Below are 25,699 nucleotides of genomic sequence, written 5' to 3'. Positions count from 1 at the left end.
AAAAACATGTTTTTTTTTGACCCAACTTTTATCATTCTCATACCTGGGTTAATTTTGGCATTTGTTGCACAAATTTACGTTCAAGAAAGGTTTTCAAAATATTCCAGGATACCATCAAGCTTAAACATGACAGGGGCGCAACTTGCAAAGTTTATGCTTGAATCGTCTGGAATCTACGATGTTTCTGTTGAAAGAGTTCCTGGAAATTTAACTGATCACTACGATCCAAAATCAAAAGTTGTTAGATTATCAGATGCAACATATAATTCAAACTCAGTTGCAGCATTGGGGGTTGTAGCACATGAAATTGGTCATGCTATTCAACACGCAAGAAAGTATGTTCCGTTGGTAATAAGAAATGGTATTGCTCCTGTCGTTTCATTTTCTTCAAATCTCTCATGGATTCTCTTTATTATAGGCTTTATATTTGCCAATTTTGCACTTGTCAAAATAGGTATTTTTTTATTTTCACTAGCCGTGTTATTTTCGGTAATCACACTACCTGTTGAATTTGATGCTAGTAGGCGTGCAATTAAACTATTGAGTTCCAACTTAATGATGCCAAAAAATGAAATAAGTGGCGTGAAAAGTGTATTGACTGCTGCTGCAATGACTTATGTTGCAAGTACATTAATGGCATTTTTACAATTACTCCGCATGTTATTAATTGCTGGTTTTCTAGGAGGAAATAAAGATTGAAAAGTGATTTAATAATTGCCTATAGACTGCTAAGAAAAAAATTCAGATCGGGAATTTTCTCAACGGAATTTTACCAAGCTTTCTCCTATGTGGAGGAGAAAGCTTTTTTTAAAAACCTAATTTTTGGAGTTTTAAGAAAGCAAGAATACCTCGACTGGGTAATAAATTCTCTTTTGAAGAAAAAAGATATTCCTCCATCTATTAGAACAATACTTAGAATAGGTACATACCAACTCTTATTTACAAACAAGCCTAGTTATTCAATTGTTAATGAAACAGTTGAATTGGTTGAAAAAAAATCATTTAAAGGACTAGTTAATGCCATTTTAAGAAAGATATCAAAAATTGGATATACTGAACCTAAAGAATTATATTTAAAATATTCACATCCAAAATGGTTAATAGAATATTGGAAAAAATTTCTCCCCTTAGATTACATATACAAAATACTTGAATATAATCAATATCCTTTAAAAACAACTGCAAGAGTTAACAAAAGAAAAATTGATAGAGATAAGCTAAAAATTGAAAATATTTTTCCAACTCCTCATTCGCCCGTGGGAATATATTTTGAAAAAATTGAAGAAAATCCATGGAAACTAGATAAATACATAAATGGATACATCACATACCAAAGCGAATCATCACAAATAATTCCTTTATTAGTTGATTTTGAAAAAGATGAATTAGTTTTTGATGCATGTGCTGCACCTGGAGGCAAAGCCACGCACATATTGGAACTTTGTGACGTTAATCTTGTTATTAACGATGTTGAAAAGCAAAAAATAAAAATTCTTGAAAACCAATTCAAACGATTAAATCTAAGACCAAAAAAAATATTAAATTTTGATGCGCAAAAAATAACCTTAAAAGACAAATTTGACAAAATATTCATAGACGCTCCTTGCAGTAGCCTAGGCATTGCACGAAGAAATCCCGAGGTATTAAGACGGCAAAAAAAGGAAAACTTTAAAAAACTTTCAGAAATACAAATAAATATCATCTCAAATCTTTGGAAATACCTAAAAAAACATGGGATAATGATATATTCAACTTGCACAGTAACTATCGAGGAAAACACAAATACCGTAAAAAAATGGAAACCATTTGCGGAATTTGTAGATATTAGGGAGAGATTGGAAAAATTTGGAATAAAATATGTCTGGGATGGTTATGGTACATTATTCTATCCTGATGAAATATTAACACCGTTCTACGTTTCAATATTAAGAAAAATAAAGGAGTGAAGAAATGATTACTAAGAAAAAAGTATTAAATTTTATTAATTCAAAAAATTACAAACCAATGATTCAAAAAGAGCTTTACAAATCTTTAGGACTAAAGACAAAAAAAGAAAAAAAAGAATTAAGAAAAATACTAACTGAATTAATTAAAGAGGAAAAAATATATAAAGACGGCAAAGGAAGATATAGACCAATTACAAAAAATCACATCGTTGGAACAATTGAATTTACAAGAAATGGTACCATAGCATTTGTTTGGACAAGCTCTGGTGAAGAAATAGCAGTCCCTGTAGAAAAAGCAGGAAATGCAATCCACAAAGATAAAGTAATAGTTGAAATAGAAGGAAAATGGTACGATATACCTGAAGGAAGAGTAATAAAAATAATCGAACATGGTCTAAAAAAGATTGTAGGAACATTCCAACCTGTTAGAAAAGCTGCTTTCTTAATTCCTGATGATCCAAAAATTCAATATGATTTTTACGTACCAATAGAGTTTTTTAACAATGCAAAACCCGGTCAAAAAGTTGTAGGAAAAATCATTAAATACCCTACACCAACAAAAAATCCCGTAGCAAAAGTTGTAGAAGTTTTAGGATATGCAGATGATCCAGCAACTGATTTTCCAACGGTAATAGTAAAACATGACATAAACCTCTCATTCCCTGATGATGTTATGAAAGAAGCTGCAAATATTCCAGAAAAGGTTCTTCCAAAAGAATTGAAAAAAAGAAAAGACTTCAGAGATGAGTTAATTGTAACAATTGATGGATCTGATGCAAAAGATTTTGACGATGCAGTAAGTGTAAAAAAATTAAAAAATGGGAATTACTTACTCGGCGTACATATTGCAGATGTTTCACATTATGTAAAAGAAGGAAGTGCTTTGGATAAAGAAGCCTTTTTTCGAGGAACCAGCATATACCTAATCGACAGAGTTATTCCAATGCTTCCTTTTAAGCTTTCACATGGTATCTGTAGTCTAGTACAAGGAGAAGACAGACTAGTTATGTCATTGATAATGGAAATAAACAAGGAAGGAAAAGTGATAAACTACGAAGTTACGCCTGGGATAATTAGAAGTAAAAGACGACTTGTCTATGATGACGTAAATGACTTATTTGAAGGAAAAAAAGAAGCTATTGAAAAAATTGGAGATTTAAAAGACACATTATTGTTAATGAAAGAATTAAAAAATATACTCAGAAATGCACGAAAAAAAAGAGGTGCAATTTTAGATATTGAGGGAGGAGAAGTAAAAATAATCCTTGACGAAAAAGGACATGCTATTGACATTATTCCAAGAAAAAGGGGAGAAACCGAAACAATAATAGAAGAATTTATGATAAAAGCAAATGAAACCATAGCCGAAATTTTCCATAAATATAACCTACCTTTCGTATATAGAATACACGAAAAACCTGAACCAGATACAATCATTCAACTTAAAAACTATCTATCAGCCATTGGCATTGACTTTAAAGTTCCACAGAAAATAACTTCAAGAATTTTACAAGAATTATTAGAAAAAACTAGTAATCATCCATTGAGAGATAGTATTGAAAAATTACTTGTGAGATCCATGAAAAGAGCTGTATATTCGTCCACAAATATAGGACATTTTGGCCTAGCTTCATACGCATATACACACTTTACCTCTCCTATTAGGAGATATCCTGATCTTATTGTGCACAGACTAATTAAAAAATTCTTATCTAAAAAAGACAAATTAAGCAAAAAACAAAAAAAACTACTAAATGACAAGTTAGCTAAAATTGCTGCTTATTCAAGTAAAAGAGAGAGGGTAGCAGATGAAGCAGAATGGGATTATGTAGCCTTAAAAAAGATAGACTATATATCTAACCACATTGGTGAAACATTCGATGTAGTAATAACGTCAGTAACAAAATTCGGATTATTTGTCGAAATAATTGAAAAAAATATTTCTGGATTAATTCATATATCTACGCTAGATGACTATTACTTGTATGACGAAGAAAAAAGTATTTTGGTTGGCAAAAGAAATGGAAAAATATACAAAATAGGAGATAAGTTAAAAGCGAAGGTTGTAAATGCAAATAAAACAAGAATGCAGATAGATTTCGAAATAAGTGAGGCTTAAGCCTCACCTTTTTCCAGATAAATATTTAACACCTTTTACTATAAGTGCTATTGCAATCAATACTAATACAACTGGTAATACTATAGTTACTAATCCAATAAAAATCAAAACTACTAGCAAAATACCTAAAACTATGGACAACATTGGCGATAAAAACGGAAAAAACACAATACCCAAGATTACGAGAAAAATTACTCCTAAAAATGCTAAAAAGTTTATCATATAAATACCTCCTTAAATTTTAATTAGTTTCTCTAAATTATTTTAACATATACACAAATTTTTTTCAAATCCAACAAAAAAATTGGGGGAATTTCAAATGAAAAACATAAAAGAGGAAATTGAAAGATTACGAAAAGAAATAGAATACCACAACTACCGATATTATGTTCTAGCAGATCCAATAATAAGTGATGAAGAATATGACAGATTATTAAAAAAACTAATAGAATTAGAAAAAAAATACCCGAAATTTTCTTCTCCAAATTCCCCAACGCAAAAGGTTGGAGGAGGAGTTATTTCAGGATTTGAAAAAGTTGAGCATACAACTCCAATGTTAAGTCTTGATAATACATACAACGAAACAGAAATAAAAGAATTTGACAATAGAATAAAAAGGCTATTAAACAGAAATTCTGTTGAATATGTTTGTGAATTAAAAATCGATGGTATCTCCGTATCAATAAGATATGAAAATGGTGAATTTCGCCAAGCAATTAGTAGAGGGAACGGTATAATAGGTGATGATATTACAGAAAATGTTAAAAAAATTAAATCAATTCCTCTAAGATTATTTAAAAAATACACAATAGAAGTTAGAGGAGAAATTTTTATGCCCATTAAAGAATTCGAAAAATACAATAAAATTGCCGAAGAAGAAGGATTGCAACCATTTGCCAACCCAAGAAATGCTGCTGCTGGAACTATTAGGCAACTGGATTCCTCTATAGTTGCAAAAAGAAATCTAGATTCATTTATATATTACATAGTAAATCCAGAAAATTACAGTTTAAAAACACAATGGGAGGCTCTGGATTTTTTAAAAAAACTAGGATTTAAAGTCAATAGACAATCAATATTATGTAAAAATGTTGAATGTATTATAGACTTTTGGAAAAAAATGACTAAAGAGAGAAAAAATCTTGATTATTGGATTGATGGACTTGTAATCAAAGTAAATAATTTTGAGTTTCAAAAAATTTTAGGTGAAACATCAAAATCACCAAGATGGGCAATTGCATTTAAATTTCCAGCAATAAAGAAAAAAACTAAGATAATAGATGTAGAACTTAACGTAGGAAGAAGTGGAATAATAACCCCAGTTGCAATTTTCGAACCCATAGATCTTGATGGAACAATTGTAAAACGTGCATCTTTACATAATTTTGAATATATCCAGGACAAAGATATAAGAATAGGCGATTATGTTTATATAGAAAAAGCAGGTGGAATAATTCCACAAGTTGTAAGTGTAGTAAAAGAAAAAAGAACAGGTTTAGAAAAAGAAATAAAAATTCCTAAAAGTTGTCCTGTATGTAATGGACCAGTTGGCAAACTAACTGAAGACGAAATCGCTATAAGATGTCTTAACCCTCATTGTCCTCAGAAACTAAAAAGACATTTAGAAATATTCGTCTCAAAATCTGCATTCGACATTTCAGGAATAGGCGAAAAAATAATAGATAAAATAGTCGATGCAAAGTTGATAAAAGATATAGCGGACATTTTTTACCTAACACCTTTTGATTTGGCTCAAATAAGTGGTTTGGGTCAGAAATCAATTGCAAAAATTTTAGAACAAATAGAAAAATCGAAAAAAACACCGCTAAATAGGGTTATAGTTGGACTAGGTATTCCGATGGTTGGAGAAAAAACCTCAAAAATTCTTGCAGAAAAATTCAAAAATATTGAAAAATTGTCCTCTGCAACGTATGATGAATTAATAAAGATTGAAAATATCGGCCCTGAAATTGCCAAAAGTATAGTAACTTATTTCCAAAACGAAAAAACAAAGGAAATCATTAATAAACTCAAAAAAGCTGGTGTAAATCTTGAAGAAAAAGATGTAAAAAAGTCCGACAAACTTAAAGGGTTAACATTCGCAATTACAGGAAAACTAAAATCATACACAAGAGAAGAAATTAAAAAAATAATAGAAGAAAATGGAGGAAAAGTTTCAAATTCAGTTAGTTCAAAAACAAACTTTTTAATTGCAGGAGAAGAGCCTGGTTCAAAACTTGAAAAAGCCAAAAGATTAAATATAAAAATAATCTCAGAAGAAGACTTTTTAAAACTCATCAGTGGCTAATTGCCAAATTTTTCTAGAAAATTCATCTTCATATATAGGAATAAATCTTTTAAGAGAGGGAATGTAAAACAAAATTGTATGGACTTCATAGAAATTTCCTCTATTTCTCTTAAAAACAACATATTCCAAAGATTTATTCAAAAGATAAATCAGGTCATAGGATAATTGTCTTAAATTTCCATAATCAATCTCAACATTCCCATTTTTTGTTATCACTTCTACACCTAAAAAATCTCTCATTTTTAAAACAGCATCTATCCTTGCATTTACAAGGGCATATTCAATATCAATACCCCCAGTTTGTGAAACGCCTTCAAAATAAACAAGATTGTCTACCTGATTTAATATCTCAATATATGGAACGTTAACACTTATTATCTCATCATTTTCTTGAAAACAGATCTTTTTATCTCTTACATATATACAATTTTCATCATTACAACCAAAAAGTAAAAAGATAAGTAATAAAAATAAAAAAAACTGTTTTTTCATAAAATCACTCCTTAATAAACTTTAAAACAGTTTCATCTCCCAACATCCTTTTTACTTCCTCAGTTCTTCTTCTTTCGTCTAGTTCTAACACTTCTCCAAAATCTTTTTCTTTATTAACCATAAAATGTTTATCTGCCTTAATTGCAATCTGTGGTAAATGAGTTACAACTATCACTTGATAATTCTTAGAAACTTCTTTCAATTTATCGGCAAGTTTGTTACCCGTAATTCCACTTATACCAGCATCTACCTCATCAAATATTAAAACCCCATCCGATACTATTGAAAGTTCTAAAGCAAGCATCAATCTTGATAATTCCCCTCCTGAAGCTACATTTCTAACTGGTTTTAATTTTTCACCTTTTACTGCACTTCCTAGCAACTCTACCTTGTCATAACCAAAGTTATTAAATTCTACTTTTGAAAACTCAAATTCCAACTCGAAAGATAAATTTAAATCCTTGGAATGTTTGTAAAATTCATTTAAAACTTTTTCCGCAGCTTTTTTTCTTCTTTCGGATAAATTTTTCGCATATTGCTTCATTTTGTCCAAAACTTTTTTTCTTCTTTCAGATGAACTTTCCAACAATTCTATTCTTTCAGTTATTTCTTTTTCTTGTTTTTTTAAAAGTTTATAATTTTCTAAAACATCTTCTATCGTAGGCCCATATTTCCTTTTTAAAAGATTATAATCCCAAATTCTCTCTTCTATTTCTTTTGCATCATACCCCTCTATTTCATCTAGTTCCTTCTGTAGATCTAACTTTAAAGTTTCCACAATATCTATCGCTGTATTTACAGAATCTTCGTATTTTTCGTCAACTAAATTTTTTATCTCCCACAATCTTTCTGTAACTTCTTCACTATAGTTTATTATATTCCCGTATTTTTCAACTGTTTCTTGAAACTTAAGCGCTACTTTATATTTTCTATTTAAATCCTCTTCTTCCTCTATAGAAGGATTTATTCTTTCAATCTCCTCAATTTTTTCCTTTATAACTTCAAATTCCATTTTAAGCTTTTCTAATGAATACTCACTCAAAAGTTTTTGGATTTTCCCATACTTTTCAAACCAATTTCTGTACTCTTTTAAAATTTCTTGGTTTTGAGATACCTCATCTAAAAAATTTAGAATAAAATTTGGATCTAATATTTTCATCTGTGAATTTTGCCGATGCAAAGTAATATAATCCGAAAGGATATTGCTTACAATGCGTTTAGGATAAACCTTCCCATTTATCTTAAAAACTGTTCTGTTTGCTCTTTTTGTTATCGAAAAAACATTTTCCCCTGAATATATATTATATTCAGGATAATCCGTTAGAATATTCATAACCACATCTGCACTGTAATTATCAACCCTACCACTTGTAACATCCAACAAAATCCCAAACACATCTAAAATTAAACTTTTACCTGCACCTGTCTCGCCGGTAATAACATTCAATCTGGAATCAAAAAATATATCTATATCCTTAAAATAAAGATAATCATGCAAATGCACGGATAACACCTGTGCCGATTTCATCTATCTAGATGCTCCTTTTTAAAATGATATGGCAATAGCTCTTCTACTGAGGTTTTCTTTATTTTTCCATCCTTTCCTACGAGAATTACATTAAAATTTCCAAATTCAGCCATTACCTGTCTACAAGCACCACAAGGAGAAATAGGTTCTTCGGTATCACCAACCACAACTAATGTGTCAAATTCCTTTTCTCCTTCACTAACCGCTTTAAAGACAGCAACACGTTCCGCACAACAAGTTAAACCATAAGAAGCATTTTCTACATTTGAGCCCGTGTATATTTTTCCAGATTTAGTAAGCAAAGCAGCACCAACCTTAAAATTAGAATAAGGTGCATATGCATTACTTTTTGCTGATATAGCCATATTTATTAATTTTTCATCCATCCCTATCCACCACCTTTACTAAAACTTTTTCAATTCTATTCTTAGAAGCTGCAATTATTTTAAAAGAAAAACCATCAAGAAGGATTTCTTCGCCAACTTTTGGAATCCTTTGAAGATGTTCTAATATATAACCTGCAAGCGTTTCATAATCAGTCTCAGGAAACTCTATTCCAAATTCTCTCTCTAAATCATTAATTGGTACTGTAGCATCAACTATATACGCCCCATTTTCAAGTCTTTTTATACCTATATTTTCATTCTGATCGTATTCATCCATAATCTCTCCAAAAATTTCTTCTAAAATATCTTCCATTGTAACTAATCCTGCAGTTCCACCATACTCATCTACAACTATAGCCATATGTATCTTTTGCTCTTTAAAAATTTTTAAAAGCTCCGACACTTTCATTGTTTCAGGTACAAATAAAGGTTCTCTCATTATTTCTTTTACTTTTACTTTGCTCGATATTTCCGAACCTCTTTCACTTACAAAAACCAAAACATCTTTTGCATAACAAATACCTACAATGTTATCAATGGTTTCTCTGTATACAGGTATCCTTGAATATTCCTCTTCTTTTATTATTTTCATAATTTCATCTAACGTTTCAGATTCTTCTATTGCTACAATATCCACACGAGGTATCATAATCTCTTTTACCATGGATTCTTCCATTTCAAGAGTTCTTTTTAACATAAAACTTTCTTCATGTTTGAGCGTCCCTTCTTCCCTTCCCACTTCAACATACATAATTATATCCTCTGTGGTAATAAATGGTGCTTCTTCTACTAACTTACCACCTATTAATCTTATTACAAAATTAGATATTCCAACCAACAACTTTATTACAGGAGAGAATATTTTCGAAAGAAACAAAAGAATATTAATTGTTCTATTAAAAATTTTTTCATTATTTTGCCTTGCATAAATTTTTGGGGTAATCTCTCCAAAGATAAGAATAAAAAATGTCAAAACTAAAGTACTAATAAGAGCTGAGATACTACTTGGAAAAATATTTTTAAACAACCCAACAACTAACAATGTTGCAACAGATGAAGCCAAAATATTAACCAAATTATTCATTATCAAAATCACAGTTAACAACTTGTTGAAAAGATGTAATTCGTTCTCTTCTTCCTTTTTTTCACCTTTTTTCAAAGATTCTCTTAGTTTCAACCTACTTACAGAAGTTAAAGCTGTTTCAGAAGCGGAAAAAACTGACGATAAATACAACAAAACCACTAAAAGTAAAAATGACCAAAAATAACTTAAAGGATCTTCCATCTTAAAAACCACCTCCACAAAAATTATATCATAATATTCTTTTTCATTTTATTTCTTATACTTAACCTTTTTTCTATATAAACTTTTTCATTAGTTAATGGATCAAACCCTGTATAATAAATAGCAGTACTTAACGTTCCAGGAGTAGGTGTAAAAATTTGTATTTGCTGAGGCTTATATCCTAATTCTTTTCTTATAAACTTCTTTAAATGATTATTTTCTTTAAAAGATTCTCCAGGATGTCCTACTATGAAATACGCAATTACATATCTTTTCTTTGCATTTGACTCATACATCTTTTTAAATTGTAAAAATTTTTCTATGCTTGGTTTTCTCATTAGTCTTAATACCTTTTCATGAGAATGTTCCGGCGCCAATTTTAACTGGCCAGGAGTAAATTTTGGAAGTTCTTTGATAAAAATTTCGCCAAAATTTTTATCGGCAAGTACTAAATCATGCCTTATTCCAGACGAAATAAAAACATTTTTTACCTCCTTTTTTATACTATACAATAAATCCAACAAAATACTATGATCAACCAAAGCATTTTTACATGGCTTTTCAAACAAACAAAACCTCTCACACTGTCCCATAAACCTTCTTATACTACAATCAACCCCATACATATTTGCTGTAGGACCACCAACATCAGTTATCGTACCTTTAAATTTTTTCATTCTTTTCAAAATTTTTACTTCTTCTAAAATAGATTCTTTACTTCTAGAGACAATATGTGTTGTTTGGTGCTGTGTTAAAGCACAAAATGCACACATACCATAACAACCTCTAACGGCAGTTATTGAAAAACGGACAGTTTCTATTGCTTTAACATTACCATATTTTAGATAAAAAGGATGTACTTCTCTTTCAAATGGTAATAGATACAAATTATCAAATTCTCGCCTATCTAATGGAAACTGAGGAGAATTTTGTACTACATACCTTGTATCCTGTTTTTGGATAATTTTTAGGTTTTTATTTGGATCTGTAAGGATTGTGAGCTTTTTAAATGCCTCGTTATACTTTATCTTATCATTTAAAATTTCTTCATACGATGGAATTTCAACTGCACCATTTAGTTTTTTTGAAGTCCACCAAACAATACCACGTATATCTTTACACTTTCCAACACTTCCGTACTTTTCCATACATTTTGCAATCTCCAAAACCGTTTTTTCACCCATACCATACACCAGCAAATCTGCTTTGGCATCTAACAAAATTGATTTTCTCAACTTATCTGCCCACCAATCATAATGTGCAAACCTTCTCAAGCTTGCTTCAATTCCACCAATTACAATAGGTATACCTTTAAAATATCTCTTAACTAAATTAGAATAGACAATCACTGCTCTATCAGGTCTCTTATTTCCCCAACTAGAAGGCGTATAATCATCATATCTTCTTTTTTTTAAGGAAGCGGTATAATTTGCAACTAATGAATCAACATTTCCCCCACTTATTCCAAAAAATAAACGAGGTCTCCCTAACCTCGTTATATCAACATCGCTGTTTACATCGGGCTGTCCAATTATACCAACTTTAAACCCTTTTGAAACCAAATAATGTCCCAGTAAAGATATCCCCATTGAAGGGTGATCAATATATGCATCACCTGTTACAAATATTACATCTAACTCTTTCCAACCTAATTTTTTCATCTCAGATTTTGTAGTAGGTAAAAACATTAATTCCCCTCCGATAATTCCTGAAACATATCAAAATAACTTTCATACCTTGTTTTTGCAATCAATCCTTTTTCAACTGCATTTTTTACTCCACATTCCGGTTCATTGATGTGATTGCAATCTGGATAGAGGCAGAAATATGAACCAAACTCCGGAAAATATTCTTTTAATCTTTCCCTTTCTATATCACTAATATCCAAATTAGCAAACCCTGGGGTATCTGCAACCCAACCTCCAAAATCAAATTTTAAAAATTCAATTACAGTGGTTGTATGCTTTCCCCTGTCTAACTTTTCAGAAATTTCACCAACTCTTAAAGATAAACCTGGATTGATAGCATTTAAAATACTACTTTTTCCAACACCAGACATTCCTGCCATAGTGGAAACCTTGTTTTTAAACACATCTATCAATTTATCAATTCCAATTTTATTTTTGGCACTAACTACATAAACAGAATACAACTTACTATAAATATCCAAAAAATTATCGATTTCTTTTCTGCTCAACAAATCACACTTATTCAAGACAATAACAGCAGGCAATTTTGCATTTTCAACCAACACCAAATACCTATCCAAAATTTTTAAAGGAACATTGGGTTTTTTTAAAGAAGTTACCACGACAACCTGATCAATATTTGCTATTTTTGGACGTTTTAACTCATTTTTTCTGTTAAGAATATTTTCAATAACCCCTTCTTTTCCAACAATAGGCCTAAACTCCACGCAATCACCCACTATCGGTCTAATTCCTTGCTCTTTGAATTTCCCTCTAAGTTTGCACATGTAAACCTTTTTAGTTTCAAAATCTTCAACTAATGCCATATTAGACATGAATTTTATAACCAAACCTTTCTTTCTCATTTGATACCTCCAAATTCACCAGAATCAACTAAAATTTTTACCTTTTCACCCTCATTAACCATAGTACCAAAACTAGGAAAAGAAGCTAAAATTCTTCCATCTGGACCTGGAAATTTTATTTTAACAATTTCCACATTTAAATTATACACTTTCAAAATCTCTAAACCATCTAAGTAAAAAATACCATAGAGATTAGGTAATGAAAATTTATCATTTCTCATAATTACATTGACTGTCCTTCCTTTTTTTGTAATAGAACCAGGATTTGGTACAATTGAAACTACATTTCCACTACCAAAAGTTTCAGGAATCAATCCTACTTTTTTCAAATCATTTCTAATATTCTTTATATCTTCTGGAATTCTCACAAAATTTGTCCTTTGAAAATAATAATTAACACCTAAAAAAAATAAACCACCAAAATACATTCCTATCGCAAATACCAACAAATACCTCAAAAAACTTTTTATCTTAACTTCCTCCTTCTCAACTGCCCACAAGCTGCATCTATATCAGTTCCTTTTTCTTTTCTTATTTCGCACTCAATTCCGTTCTTCTCTAAAATCTCTTTAAATCTTTCTAACGCCCATCTATTTGGTCTATGAAATTTTGGATTTACTGGGTTTATCGGTATAAGATTCACATAAACACTTAATCCCCTAAGTAATTCAACTAATCTAATTGCATCTTCAGGATAATCATTAAATTCTCTGATAAGAATATATTCAATTGTAACTCTGTTCCCAGTGATTTCCTGATACTTTCTTAACGAATATATCAATTCTTCTACACTGTACTTTTTATTCAAGGGAATTATTTGATCTCTTTTATAATCAGTAACCGCATGCAAAGACAATGCAAGTTTTACATTTAATCCACTTTCAGCAAGTGCAATAATTTTTTCTGGAATTCCAACTGTAGAAACTGTAATTCTTCGAATGCCAATATTTAACATTTTTTTATCGTTTAACATTTTTATACTATCAATTACATTTTCAAAATTTAACAAAGGTTCTCCCATTCCCATATATACTACATTTCCAACTTTTATTTTTCTGTTTAACTCTATCGCCAAAATTTGACTTACAATCTCCCCTACTGTCAAATTTCGCACAAAACCACTCTGGCCTGTAGCACAAAATTCACATTTTACAGGACAACCAACTTGCGTAGAAATACACGCAGTAACTCTTCCAGAATGAAATAATGCAACTGATTCAATTGTATTTCCATCCCTAAGTTCCCATAAAAATTTTGTGGTTTTATCAATTTTTGAAATTTGCATATCTAACAACTTTGGAAGATCTATAAAAAATTTTTCACTTAATAATTTTCTATGCTCCTTTGAAAGATTTGTCATCTTTTCAAATTCGAATACCTTCTTTTTATAAATCCAATTTAATACTTGATCAACTCTATACTTTTCCAATCCAATTCTTTGAAATTCATTTACCAACTCTTCATATTTAAGATCCAAAATGTTCTTCATGCAATTCCCTCCAAATGTTTTACTACTATTATTTTAACATAAATCCAAGAAATTTCATACCAAAATACAAAAAGATAAGCATTATTAACTTAATTGATTTTATTTAGATATAAGGCATAAATCCAAACAATAAACCTATATAAAAATTATTCAAAAAAAATGATATCATAGAATTTAAGGAGGTGGTAGTTATGAAAAAAATAAAACTACTTATTCTATTTATACTTATATTTTCGAACATCTATTTTTCCATGTTCTTAGGTGCAAACATTGGAAAGGAATTAGGAGGAAAAAATAGATATGTATTGGGAACCGAAATAGGTTCATATTCAAGTATTATTGCTCTTTCACTGAACCTGTATTACCCTATGTCGGGAACGGACCTAGATCTAGAAAACACCAACTTTTCAAATATAAAATTAGTAGAGATTGATCCATACTTATCGTTAAATTTAAAAATTTCAAGCTCAGCTATTTATGTTGGAGTTGCACCTATTTTAATAGCAGACCTTGAAACATTTGAATTTGGACTTTACTCTCGAGACATATTTCACGGCAAAATAGGATTGAAAACCGGCGCACCCATAACGATTTCACTTGAAGCTATTACTACATTTAATTTAGAATTTTTAAGCACTGATATTTATACAATTAACCTTGGTATAGGTCTTACATTCTAGGAAAGAGGTGATAATATGAAAAAGATTGTATTTTTATCCTTTATTATTTTGATCTTTGCTTTTGGTTGTGTAAATATTCCAACACTACCAAAATTAATTCCGAGTGATCCAGAAGGAGTCACAAAACCATCTCCTGCGTCTTACACTGACTTTGATTTTTACCTAACAATAGACAAAAATCCATTCCTTGTTCCTATCTCCGTTCCAGATTATGTCAGGTTAAAAATTAATATTCCCGACGTACAAAATTTAGAAGCAAATGAACTAAAGGTTTTTGAAGATGATAAAGCTCAAGGTTTTCTGCTTTTCAAAGAAACTGAAACAAGAAATCAAGTAGACATAATGATTGTATTAGATACAACTGGAAGTATGTATAATGCAATTGAAGGCGTTAAAAACAGCGTACAAAATTTAATTGAAACTTTACAAGCAAGTGGTTTGGATGCAAAGGTTGGAATTATACCTTTTGATGATGCAGTTCCATCCAAAGATATTACTCTTACACCTAATTGGCTTGATCTTTCAGATGCAGGAAGTGCAAAAGACTTTGTTTCAAATATAACAGCGTATGGAGGGGCTGATTTTCCCGAAAATCCATATGCAGGTATAATGTATGCGTTTAACAATGCTTCTTGGCGAGCATCTTCTCAAAAAATCATTATTTTAATTACAGATGCATCAGCACATTATAAATCTGAAACATATCCAGGAGATGCTGAAGGGGAAACATTATACGACAAAGATAAAGTAATCGACACAATTCAAGGGTTTGTAACTGTTCATGGTGCATTTATACCGGGCTACTATTATTCTTCAACGGATTCAGAAGACTTTTCCGCACCTGAAGACCCAAGAGAAATAGTAGTGGAAACTGGTGGAATAATAAATTATACAGACAGTTCAGGAAACGTTGATTTAACAAACATTGGATTAATAGAGTACATCTCTTCAAGCTGGATTGTGGCATTTGAAAGTGATTCTCCAAATGCAACCCATACAATAGAAGTATTTATAGAACACGATGGTGCAAAAGGTTATAAAAAACTAGAAAATATCAACTATTAAAAAAATAACCTGGCAAATTGCCAGGTTATTTTTTAGAAAGTGCTTGTGCTATATACATACCCTGTGCATTCAACCTTGCCAACGCTTCTTCCATCGCCGAAAATTTTTTCCACAAATCCTGTTCTTTTTTCTGCAATATTTCAATCCAATTAGCCATTTGCTTTGCAAGGACCCTTTTTTCCCTTTCAATCCTTCCACTAATACCTGCAACTTGGTCAATCTCTCCATTAAATTTCGTAAGTTCATATAAATAATCCTTAACTTGCTCTGCAAATCCTGTTTCAGATGTACCAAAAAACTCCCAAACAGAATCTACACCATTTTTTGAAATATAATCACGTAATTTATCTTCATCTAATTCAATATGTCCTTTCATTGTATTTTCAAAACCAGAACCACTATCTCCAGAAGAAATTCCAAGTTCCCATAAATAATGTTCACCATACGAGTTATACAAATAACTCCTCATCTTATCAAAGATTTTCCTCAAATATTGGTCATTCTTTAAATATCCTTGTATTTTTTCATCATCAGACATTTCACTTTCATCTTTGTTAGTAACTTTATCTTCCGTTAATTTGGTATACAAAAAATCCATTGTTTCATTCCATTTATCAACAAATTCTTTTACTTTTTCAACAATACTATCCGTATCGGTATTTACACTTATAGTAACGTTTCCAGTATTATATGCAGTAAACTCAAGTCCATTGTAAGAAAATACATTATTATCAGAATACAAATTATAAACAAGCCCTGAATCAGTTGTTAACGTTGCATGGCCTACCTCACCTAAGATGAAAGTACCAGTATCTAAACCAAGACCAGATGGTGCTCCTGAAATATTGATCAAGACGTCGCCCATATCATCTGCACTAATAATTATTTTATTGTTATATTCATCATAGCTTGCTGTCACACCATTTACTGTACTATTTATTCTAGAAATTAAATCGGAAAGAGTATCTGTGTCAGCATATGTAACAGAGGTGTTATTAATTGTAAAACTTCCGCTTCCAGTTACACCTAAATCCGCAAGTGTTTTGGAAGTAGAATAAGTTCCAATATCTCCCGTACTTTGGAGAGTATATGTCCCAGAATTATTTACCAAATTTGCATCGTCAAGCCTAAAAACATTTAAAAAATTCCCACTTGTTTGCGTAAAAGAAAAAACATCTGAAGATTGTATAATTAGTTTATTTTCCGTGTCATCAAAAGTAACAGTAGCACTAGAACCTGCACTTGTAAACGCGTTAGAAATCTTGGTTACAATATCATTTATAGTATCTGTTGCTATAATATCAATATTTACATCGGTACCATTAACCGTTAGTACAACTGTTGAATCTTGAGGGGTATATTTGTGATCAAGATTTGCATAAGTATCAGTAGCGGTTATATCTACTCCCACTTTTCCGCCATTGAAAATACTTCTTGACGCTAGCTTATCTATATTTACAGAATAAGTACCATCTAAGATTGTAGCTGACGCTGTAGCACTTACAATTGTACTATCAGAAACAGCAGCACTCTTTGGAACAAGATTCGATTGTAATTTAAAATCTGTTAAATAATCCATAAAATCTCTCAAATGCTCTGAAACCCTATTGTATGCTTGTTGTTGATAATCTAAAGTCTTAAATTTTTCATTAAGCCTATTTAATGGTTGCGATTCAACTTCCATAATTTTATCTATAATTGAAGCGGTGTCTAAACCAGAGCTTAAACCACCAAATTGAAACATCGGTGCATTAGATGTATACCTATAATTTATATTGTTTGCAATTGAACTATAATCCATAGTTTCCCCTCCTAAGCTCTTTCATCAAAAATTACACCAATCAACTCCTCTATATTCTTTGCAAGTCTCAAAGCAACTTCCGGGGGAATTTGCCTTATTATTTCTCCACTTTCCTTATCCTTTATCTTTATAACTATCATTCCTGTATCCTTGTCAATTTTAAATTCTGCCTCTCCTTTGAAGATCTTCTTTAATTTCTCCAAATTCTCTTTAAATTCTTCGGCAATTGATTTTGGATCTATGGTTTCATCTTTTCTTCTTGATATTTCATTCTTTTCTGAAATCTCTATATTTCGAACATTATTTTCCAGGCGTTCCAATCCAGATGAATTTATTCCTTTCACCCCATCCATGGTTATCCCTCCTAAGAAAAGGTGTCCATATTATTTATCGGAAATATTTTTATTATTTTTAGAAATTTCATCTAAAAGTTTATTTATTCTTATACTTTCTTCTATACCTATATCTTCCTTAAACCTGAGTTCAGGAGTAGTATATATCCGCAAATTTTGGGCTATATATTTTCTAAAAAAACCCTTGTATTTTTCAAGAAGCTCTACTGCCCTTTTTCTACTATCAGCATCTCCTATATAACTTACAAAAACATCCGCAAATCTTTTATCTTTTGATACCAAAACCCTTGAAATAACAATATAACTCTTTAACGCATCAATTTCTGGGACCTTTATTTTTTGAAGCCCTTCAGAAATCAATCCTCTTATTTTATTTTCTATCTTTTTATTCCTATATTCAGGATTCATTATCTTCTCCCCCTTCTAACAAATCTTTCGCTCTGCTTAACGCATCCTTTATTTTAATAAAAATATCTGTTAAATTTGATGGCTTTATTCCAAGTATCTCAAAACTTTTAAGAGAAAGTAATGGTTCGCAATATGAACATGAATAACCTTTGTACAAAAGGTTAGAAAAATAATTTGACAAATGCACGATATACAAAATAATATTAAAAGCATCATTTTCATTAGCTTCAGGTTCATCATGATACATAGAAACAACCTGAAAAAGTTCTGGTAATTTCCATTCCTCTATTAAAAACGCACCCAAGTGATTATGTGTCTCCACACCTAAACTTTTTTCTATTTCATAAAAACATATGTTCTCTTTCATTGATTTTTCAACAATTTTATTAATATACCTTGGAAATGCTATATCCAAAACTATTTTTCCCACATCATGTAATAAACCAGCCATAAAAGCCTCTTCTTGCTCAGGATAACCTATAATTTTTGAAACGGTTTCAGAAATTATTGCAGTTGACATAAAATGTTTCCATAATTTCTTTTTATTTATATTAGATGAACCCTTATTTAAAGAAGAATAAGTGAATATCGAAAGAGCTAAATTTCTAACGGTCTTAAAACCTAAAATCATAACTGCTTCACTAATTTTAGTAATTTTTCTTGGAAGACCGTAATAAGCTGAATTAACAAGCTTTAAAACTTTTAAAGATAAAGAAGCATCTATTGAAATAGCCTTTTCCAGATCCTTTATTGAAGAATCTGGATTTGATGCAATATCTATTATTCTTCGTACCTGAAAATCTGGTGTTGGAATTTCTTCAATTTCTTTTACATATTCTATTAACACCTACTCACTCCTTATAGGAATGTTCACTCTAAATATTGAACCTTTTTTCTCTTCAGATTCAACCTCTATATTTCCACCGTGTAATCTTACAATCTCCTTAACTATAGCTAAACCCATCCCCGTTCCAGGTACTTCATAAGTTAAACTTCTATCAATTTTATAAAATTTTTCAAAAATTTTTTCTTGTTCACTTTTAGGAATACCTATTCCATTGTCCTCAACTTCAATAATAAGAATATCTTCTAACTTCTTTACCAAAATTTTTACAAATCTTTCAGGTTTCTCCCTATCATTAAATTTTATGGCATTATCCACCAAATTATAAATAACTTGAAAAATTCTTCTTTTATCCGCAGAAATTTCAACATCTTCACACTCTTTTTCTAACTTTACATCTTGTTTTTGAGCAAAAGATAATAGCTTCTTTAACACATCATCTACCACATTGCAAATGTTAAATTTACTATATTCCAACTCCATACTTCCAGAGTCTATTAAAGTAAAATCCAATAAATCATTGAGAAGGGATTCTAATCTTTCACTTTGTTCATATATTATTGAAAGAAATTCTTTTTGACTTTCAGGGTCGATTTCCATATTTAAAAGGGTTTCAGTATAAGCTTTCACAGCCGATAAAGGCGTTCTAAGCTCGTGAGAAATATTCGCAACAAATTCTGTCTTTATCTTATCAAGTTGTTTTAACTTTTCTAACTCCATTTCGTAAGTAACATTGTTAAAAACAATTATATATTTCTCATCACCCAAAAAATCAAACTTAGTTTTTACTATAGTAAAATAATTCCCCCCAAATTCTTTTGTAAAAATATTATTTTCATCTGATATGAAAAAGTTGAAATAATCTTCCAAATCTTCTTTTTCCAAAATCCTTTTTCCAAATTTATTAGTGAATTCAATCTCTCCATCTTTGTTTAAAACGAAAATACCTTCATTAATAGAATTTAAAACTTCGAACATAAATTGCTCTGAATTCTTTATCTTTTCAATCAAAATCAAGTTTTCCAATGTAATTCCCGTTAAAAACGCAAACACCTGTAATAACACCATAAGTTCATTGTTAGGCTCCTTTTGAGTTTTAACAACTATACTCCCAAGCATCTTTCCCTGCTTAACTATGGGAATTATTCCAACATAACCCTCTTCATCAGAAAAAAACGCAGGAAGCAATCTTTGTTTAATCCACTCCATAAAATCAATATAATCCGACACATCAAACTTTTCCGGATCAAAAAAAACAACCTCGTCATTTTTCATAACAATAGCACTATCGTATTTTAGCATTGCTTTTAGCGATTTTAAAAGCGATTTGTAAACCTCTTTCTCTGTTTTAGACTTACTAATCTCATGTAAAAAACTCGAAAATAACGTATCTACGTTCAAAATATCACCTTCTACATCCTTTCAGGAGCCTCTATCCCCAATAGCTTAAATACTATTTTATAAATTTCCTTTACAACACTCAATAATCCCAATCTTGCTAAACTAACAGAAATATTTTCTTCGTCAACAATTTTATATTTCGCATAATAACTATGAAATTTCTCAGAAAGGGCATATATATAATTCGTTAAAAAGTGAGGAGATAATTTTTCCTCCACTTGTTTTAAAGAGTTAACAAATTCATCCAACAACTTTATTATACCCATTTCTTCATCATTTTCCAAAAGATCAATATTTTCAAGAAAATCTCCCTTTATTCCTTTCTCTCCTGCCTTTTCAAATATACTTTTAATCCTTGCATAAGCATATTGTACATAATACACAGGATTTTCATTAGATTTTGACTTTGCAAGATCTAAATCAAAGACTAAATGAGTATTTATATCATTCATAACAAAAAAATATCTTGTGGGATCCTTTCCAACCTCCTTAACAAGCTCTTCTAATGTTATAAAGTTACCGGCTCGAGTACTCATCTTTACTATTTCATTACTTTTTTTCAAAGTAACAAATTGGTGAAGGATAAAATTTAAAAATTCTTCATCTATATCCAAAGCACTCATCGCAGCTTTCATTCTCGGAATATGCCCATGATGATCACTACCAAAAATATCATAAACTTTATCATATTTCCTCTCAAACTTGTACAAATGATAAGCAATATCAGTCAAAAAATACGTATAGGTACCATCTCTTCTGATTAACACTTTGTCATTTTCACCTATAAATTCTGAAACCTTAAACCAAAGCGCCTGATCTTTTTCATAAACCAAATCTTTTTCTTTCAAAATTTTCAACACCTTATCCACATAACCTAACTGAATAACAAAGCTTTCTCTAATTTTATTATTAAACTTACAATCTATCATACTAAGAGTTTGTTCCATATCACTTAATATATTAGCCACAGCCTGTTGCATAAAAAATTTCTCTACATTTTCATTCCACACATCAACATACTTATCTTCTATTTCCTTAACAAGTTTTTTGGCTATATCGATCAAATAACTTCCTTTGTAACCATCTTCAGGCAAATCATATTTTTTTCCAAACAGCTCATTATATCTTACCCACAAAGATTTCGCCAACAATCTAATTTGTCTTCCTGCATCATTCAAGTACATCTCCTTATCAACTTCATATCCCAAAAATCTCAAAACATTCCCAAGAACATCTCCAATTACTAATTGTCTACCGTGACCAACAGTAAATGGACCTGTTGGATTTGCACTACCATATTCCAACTGAATTTTTATACTTTTCTGTGGTAGTTTCCAATAATTTTCTTTTTTCTTTATCATTTTCCCTAAAATACTTACATATACAGATTTGGAAATCCTAAAATTAATAAATCCCGGTCCTGCTATGGAAACTTCTGAAAAAAGAGGATCACTTTGTAGCTTTTCCTGAAATAACTTAGCAACCTCTCGTGGAGGCTTTTTAAAATACTTTGCTCCAATTAATGCTACATTCGTCGAGTAATCACCAAATTTTTCATCGGGGATTTCTATGTTATAGTTATAATTAAATCCTTCCTCTGCAAGAATACTTCTTAACCTCTCATCAATTAATTCTCTTATCAATTCTTTGCACCTCCAAGAACCTCTACAAGATTTAATATTTCATTTACACCTTCTTTTGTAATAGCAGAATATGGTATTATAATATAATTTTCCCCAAAAAGTCTTTTATAATAACTAATCATCTTTGATTTTTCAGACATTTTTAACTTATCAATTTTTGTTAATATAATGGAAAATTGCAAATCCAAATCTTTAAGCCAATTAATCATCTGCTCATCATTTTTTTGTAATTCGTGTCTTCCATCTATCAAAAGAAAAACTATTTTTATATTCCAGAATCTACTTTCAAAATACATCTCTATTATCTGTTTCCATCTTATCCTTTCCTTTTCTGAAACTTTTGCAAAACCATATCCTGGTAAATCAACAAAGTAAAACAAGTTGTTTATTTTGTAAAAATTAACGGAAGCAGTTTTCCCGGGTTTTTTACTTATCTTTGCAATGTTTGTTCCGGTTAAAGTATTTAATAAAGTAGATTTACCAACGTTCGATCTACCTACAAAAACAAATTCTCCATTTAAAGGGACGGGAAATTTATCTTTTTTGCTATAAATTGTTTTTACTAATTCCACATTCTTTATCTTCACAAACCAATGCCTCCTTTAAAACTTCATATATATCATTTACAAATACGAACTCTATGTTTTTTCTAACTTCATCAGGTATTTTTTCTATATCATATCTGTTTAAATATGGTAGAATTATTTTTTTAATCCCCTTTCTATAAGCTGCCAAAACTTTTTCCTTTATACCTCCCACAGGTAATACTCTACCCCTAAGAGTTATTTCACCACTCATGGCAATATTATTATCCACGGGAATCTTTTTCACAGATGACACCAAACTTGTCACAATTGTAATACCTGCACTTGGGCCATCTTTTGGAACAGCTCCTTCTGGAACGTGTATATGGAGATCATTTCTTTCAAAAAATTCGCTATATTCTTCTCCACAAATCTTTTTGGTCAAACTGAAAGATATTTGAGCAGATTCTTTCATCACATCTCCCAGTTTTCCCGTTAAAATTAATCTGCCTTTTCCTGGGAAAAACGTACTTTCAATGAATAAAGTAGTTCCCCCATAGGCAGCCCACGCAAGACCTGTTGAAACACCAATTGTCGGAGCATCCAATTGATTTTCATCTTTTATTCTAGGTGGTCCTATATACTCTTTTACTTTTTTTGGAGTAACAATAACCTTTTCTTTCCCTTCTGAAATTTCTAAAATAGATTTTCTTACAATACTTCTAATCTTTCTTTCAAGTTCCCTTACCCCAGGCTCTAAGGTATACTCTGAAATTATCTTCTTTATAGAATCACTTCTAAATATTATCTTTTTTTTCTCAAAATTCAGTTCATCAAAAATTCTCGGAATAATATAATCCTTTGCAATGTGAAATTTCTCTAAATTTGTATAACTTGGAATTTCTATAATTTCCATTCTATCCTTTAAAGGTTCAGGAATATTGTATAATGTATTGGCAGTTGTAATAAACAATACCTGAGACAAATCAAATGGTAATTCCAAATAAAGATCAACAAAATCTTTATTTTGTTCAGGATCAAGCACTTCAAGTAGTGCAGAAGCTGGATCTCCTTGAAAACTAATTCCCATTTTATCAATTTCATCTAATAAAAGAACAGGATTTTTAACCCCAGCTTTCCTAATCAACTGAATTATTCGTCCAGGCAAAGCCCCTACATACGTTCTCCTATGGCCTCTAATTTCCGCTTCATCTCTTAAACCTCCAAGTGACATCCTTAAGAACTTTCTTCCCAAAGCTTCTGCAATAGAACGACCCAATGAAGTTTTACCAACTCCTGGAGGTCCCACAAAACAAATTATAGGAGCTTTCATTGTTTTTGAAACACTCCTTGTAGCCAAAAACTCTAAAATTCTTTGTTTTGGTTCTTCTAAACCAAAGTGGTGTTTTTCCAAAACTTTTCTTGCTACACTTAAATCATTTATTTCTTCGGTTTTTACATTCCACGGCAAATTTAAAATCCAGTCCAAATAATTTCTAATCACATTGGCTTCCGGTGAATAAGGAGACATCTTTTCAAGTCTTCTTAGCTCAAAACGAGCCTTTTCTTTAACATATTTTGGAAGATCACCATTTTCTATTTTTTCTTCCAATTCCTTTATCTCTGCATCTTCTTCTCCACCTAATTCCTCTCTAATAACCCTCAATTTTTCTCTAAGAAAATATTCTTTCTGGGACTTTTCTATCCTTTGCTTTACTTTTTGATCCAGTTGATGTTCTATTTCAAGAAGTTCAGTTTCCTTTGAAATAAGTTTTAAAATCTTTTCCAAGCGTTCAGCAGGATGTAAAATCTCGAGTAACTGTTGCTTTTCTTCCAGTGTTCCAGGGCAAATTGACGCAGCCAAATCCGCAAAAACATCTGGATCTTCCATATCTTCCAAAAACATTAAAGCTTCCGTAGGTAATTTTCTAGAATATTGTATATACTTTTGCATCTCATCACGTACCACTCTCATCAGAGCTAATAACCTTTTGGTCTTTCTATATCTACTTTTCAAAAGTTTCAACTGAAACTTAAAATACTTACCTTCAACAGACTTTGTCCATTGAGCCCTAGAAATACCCTCTACAAGCACTTTAAAAGTGCCATCAGGAAGCTTTCCAATTTGCATTATCTTTACAACCGTTCCAACCTTAAACAAATCAAATTCTTTTGGAGCTTCTATCTTTGGATCTTTTTGATTAACAACAAACAACAACTGATTGTAATTTTCCATAGAATCTTCTAAAGCATATAAAGATTTTTCACGTCCTACATAAAAAGGCACTACTGTATTTGGATAAACTACAACATTGCTTCTCATTGCAATAGCAGGCAATACCTCCGGAATTTCTATTTCTTCTTCATTTAACTTAGCTACTTTTTTTTCAAGTTTTTCAAACTTTTTCTCGCTCACAATCCCACCTCCTTAAATCTTCTTCTAAACTTCTCAAGTCAGTTATCACGTCAATATCTCTTAAAAACTCATCTTTATGATAAAAATTAATTTTAATTCCCTTCTCTGTGAAATATTCTTTGAACAAATCACTCCATTCAATTATGAATATACCTTCTTTGTCTTCAAAGTTCTCCTCTAAAACATAAAAAACCTCATCAATATCACCTATTCTATAAAGATCCACGTGATAAATTGTCCTAACTCCATTGTAAACATTTACTATAGAAAACGTAGGACTACTTATTTGTGAAGGTTCTACACTAAAATTCTCACAAAAATATTTTGTAAAAGTAGTCTTACCTGTACCAAGATCACCATTGAGATAAATGAAATTTAAATCATAACTCTTTACATATTTAGCAATTATATTTGCTAAAGTCTTTAATTCTTCCAATGAAATATCTTCTACTCTCAC

The 25,699-nt window shown here is 30.7% G+C and carries 24 protein-coding genes; 6 read left to right on the top strand and 18 right to left on the bottom strand.

All coding sequences use genetic code 11. From position 1 onward, the window contains the following. The first annotated feature begins 6 nt into the window (after window positions 1–6). From TMEL_RS07805 to rnr, 3 genes are read left to right on the top strand one after another with little or no spacing between them, the layout of a single operon-like run. A complete protein-coding gene (locus TMEL_RS07805; protein WP_012057719.1) occupies window positions 7–699 on the top strand; it encodes a zinc metallopeptidase in 693 nt (230 codons plus the stop codon). Then, window positions 696–1,946, top strand: coding sequence for a 16S rRNA (cytosine(967)-C(5))-methyltransferase (locus TMEL_RS07800; protein ID WP_012057718.1), 1,251 nt, complete (start codon window positions 696–698; stop codon window positions 1,944–1,946). Before TMEL_RS07805 ends, TMEL_RS07800 begins: the two co-directional genes overlap by 4 nt. Before the next feature lie 4 nt (window positions 1,947–1,950). Continuing rightward, window positions 1,951–4,065: a ribonuclease R gene (gene rnr / locus TMEL_RS07795; protein ID WP_012057717.1), complete on the top strand. Its 2,115-nt coding sequence runs from the start codon at window positions 1,951–1,953 to the stop codon at window positions 4,063–4,065. Window positions 4,066–4,068: 3 nt separating this feature from the next. Here the strand turns inward: rnr and TMEL_RS07790 are convergent, their stop codons facing one another. Then, window positions 4,069–4,287 carry a hypothetical protein gene (locus TMEL_RS07790; RefSeq protein WP_012057716.1) on the bottom strand — a complete coding sequence of 73 codons (219 nt, stop codon included), beginning with the start codon at window positions 4,285–4,287 and terminating at the stop codon, window positions 4,069–4,071. Window positions 4,288–4,384: 97 nt separating this feature from the next. Here TMEL_RS07790 and ligA point away from each other — a divergent pair, with 97 nt between their 5' ends. Further along, window positions 4,385–6,373: an NAD-dependent DNA ligase LigA gene (gene ligA / locus TMEL_RS07785; protein WP_012057715.1), complete on the top strand. Its 1,989-nt coding sequence runs from the start codon at window positions 4,385–4,387 to the stop codon at window positions 6,371–6,373. Here ligA and TMEL_RS07780 read toward each other — a convergent pair. From TMEL_RS07780 to rlmN, 8 genes are read right to left on the bottom strand one after another with little or no spacing between them, the layout of a single operon-like run. Then, window positions 6,353–6,865 carry a hypothetical protein gene (locus tag TMEL_RS07780; RefSeq protein ID WP_012057714.1) on the bottom strand — a complete coding sequence of 171 codons (513 nt, stop codon included), beginning with the start codon at window positions 6,863–6,865 and terminating at the stop codon, window positions 6,353–6,355. The genes ligA and TMEL_RS07780 overlap by 21 nt on opposite strands. 4 nt (window positions 6,866–6,869) lie before the next feature. Beyond that, complete coding sequence (locus tag TMEL_RS07775) at window positions 6,870–8,393, bottom strand: DNA repair protein RecN (RefSeq protein ID WP_012057713.1); 1,524 nt, start codon at window positions 8,391–8,393, stop codon at window positions 6,870–6,872. Further along, entirely contained in the window at window positions 8,390–8,779 is a 390-nt protein-coding gene (locus tag TMEL_RS07770; protein WP_012057712.1) for a cytidine deaminase, read from the bottom strand. Before TMEL_RS07770 ends, TMEL_RS07775 begins: the two co-directional genes overlap by 4 nt. Then, window positions 8,772–10,064: a hemolysin family protein gene (locus TMEL_RS07765; RefSeq protein WP_012057711.1), complete on the bottom strand. Its 1,293-nt coding sequence runs from the start codon at window positions 10,062–10,064 to the stop codon at window positions 8,772–8,774. Before TMEL_RS07765 ends, TMEL_RS07770 begins: the two co-directional genes overlap by 8 nt. A 23-nt stretch (window positions 10,065–10,087) precedes the next feature. After that, the gene (locus TMEL_RS07760) at window positions 10,088–11,752 is read right to left on the bottom strand and encodes a YgiQ family radical SAM protein (protein WP_012057710.1); all 1,665 of its coding nucleotides are present in this window, start codon (window positions 11,750–11,752) and stop codon (window positions 10,088–10,090) included. Then, window positions 11,752–12,618, bottom strand: coding sequence for a ribosome small subunit-dependent GTPase A (rsgA, locus tag TMEL_RS07755; RefSeq protein ID WP_012057709.1), 867 nt, complete (start codon window positions 12,616–12,618; stop codon window positions 11,752–11,754). The genes TMEL_RS07760 and rsgA overlap by 1 nt, the downstream gene beginning before the upstream one ends. Further along, entirely contained in the window at window positions 12,615–13,064 is a 450-nt protein-coding gene (locus TMEL_RS07750) for a PASTA domain-containing protein (protein WP_049750442.1), read from the bottom strand. The genes rsgA and TMEL_RS07750 overlap by 4 nt, the downstream gene beginning before the upstream one ends. Window positions 13,065–13,084: 20 nt before the next feature. Beyond that, window positions 13,085–14,107: a dual-specificity RNA methyltransferase RlmN gene (rlmN, locus tag TMEL_RS07745; protein ID WP_012057707.1), complete on the bottom strand. Its 1,023-nt coding sequence runs from the start codon at window positions 14,105–14,107 to the stop codon at window positions 13,085–13,087. Between the two features lie 191 nt (window positions 14,108–14,298). On the opposite strand from rlmN, the gene TMEL_RS07740 reads away from it, so the two are divergent. Next, window positions 14,299–14,787 carry a hypothetical protein gene (locus TMEL_RS07740; RefSeq protein ID WP_012057706.1) on the top strand — a complete coding sequence of 163 codons (489 nt, stop codon included), beginning with the start codon at window positions 14,299–14,301 and terminating at the stop codon, window positions 14,785–14,787. A gap of 15 nt (window positions 14,788–14,802) precedes the next feature. After that, window positions 14,803–15,852, top strand: a complete 1,050-nt coding sequence (locus TMEL_RS07735; RefSeq protein WP_012057705.1) for a vWA domain-containing protein — start codon at window positions 14,803–14,805, stop codon at window positions 15,850–15,852. 25 nt (window positions 15,853–15,877) lie between these two features. Here the strand turns inward: TMEL_RS07735 and fliD are convergent, their stop codons facing one another. Genes fliD through tsaE form a run of 9 tightly spaced genes read right to left on the bottom strand, consistent with a single transcriptional unit; the run spans window position 15,878 to window position 25,699 of the window. Continuing rightward, window positions 15,878–17,653 (bottom strand): flagellar filament capping protein FliD, encoded by a 1,776-nt coding sequence (gene fliD, locus TMEL_RS07730; RefSeq protein WP_012057704.1) that lies wholly within the window; start codon window positions 17,651–17,653, stop codon window positions 15,878–15,880. A gap of 11 nt (window positions 17,654–17,664) precedes the next feature. After that, a complete protein-coding gene (locus tag TMEL_RS07725) occupies window positions 17,665–18,006 on the bottom strand; it encodes a flagellar protein FlaG (RefSeq protein WP_012057703.1) in 342 nt (113 codons plus the stop codon). 30 nt (window positions 18,007–18,036) lie between these two features. Then, window positions 18,037–18,414 carry a 30S ribosome-binding factor RbfA gene (rbfA, locus tag TMEL_RS07720; RefSeq protein WP_012057702.1) on the bottom strand — a complete coding sequence of 126 codons (378 nt, stop codon included), beginning with the start codon at window positions 18,412–18,414 and terminating at the stop codon, window positions 18,037–18,039. Next, window positions 18,404–19,261, bottom strand: a complete 858-nt coding sequence (locus TMEL_RS07715; RefSeq protein WP_012057701.1) for an HDOD domain-containing protein — start codon at window positions 19,259–19,261, stop codon at window positions 18,404–18,406. The genes rbfA and TMEL_RS07715 overlap by 11 nt, the downstream gene beginning before the upstream one ends. Continuing rightward, a complete protein-coding gene (locus TMEL_RS07710; RefSeq protein ID WP_012057700.1) occupies window positions 19,262–20,659 on the bottom strand; it encodes a sensor histidine kinase in 1,398 nt (465 codons plus the stop codon). Between the two features lie 11 nt (window positions 20,660–20,670). Continuing rightward, complete coding sequence (gene argS, locus TMEL_RS07705; protein ID WP_012057699.1) at window positions 20,671–22,302, bottom strand: arginine--tRNA ligase; 1,632 nt, start codon at window positions 22,300–22,302, stop codon at window positions 20,671–20,673. Next, a complete protein-coding gene (yihA, locus tag TMEL_RS07700; RefSeq protein WP_041426100.1) occupies window positions 22,299–22,889 on the bottom strand; it encodes a ribosome biogenesis GTP-binding protein YihA/YsxC in 591 nt (196 codons plus the stop codon). The genes argS and yihA overlap by 4 nt, the downstream gene beginning before the upstream one ends. Next, the gene (gene lon / locus TMEL_RS07695; RefSeq protein WP_012057697.1) at window positions 22,849–25,242 is read right to left on the bottom strand and encodes an endopeptidase La; all 2,394 of its coding nucleotides are present in this window, start codon (window positions 25,240–25,242) and stop codon (window positions 22,849–22,851) included. Before lon ends, yihA begins: the two co-directional genes overlap by 41 nt. Beyond that, entirely contained in the window at window positions 25,223–25,699 is a 477-nt protein-coding gene (gene tsaE / locus TMEL_RS07690; protein WP_012057696.1) for a tRNA (adenosine(37)-N6)-threonylcarbamoyltransferase complex ATPase subunit type 1 TsaE, read from the bottom strand. Before tsaE ends, lon begins: the two co-directional genes overlap by 20 nt.

Origin of the sequence: Thermosipho melanesiensis BI429 (assembly GCF_000016905.1) — a bacterium.
GTDB lineage: Bacteria > Thermotogota > Thermotogae > Thermotogales > Fervidobacteriaceae > Thermosipho > Thermosipho melanesiensis.
This window is presented reverse-complemented; position numbering and strand designations above follow the sequence as displayed.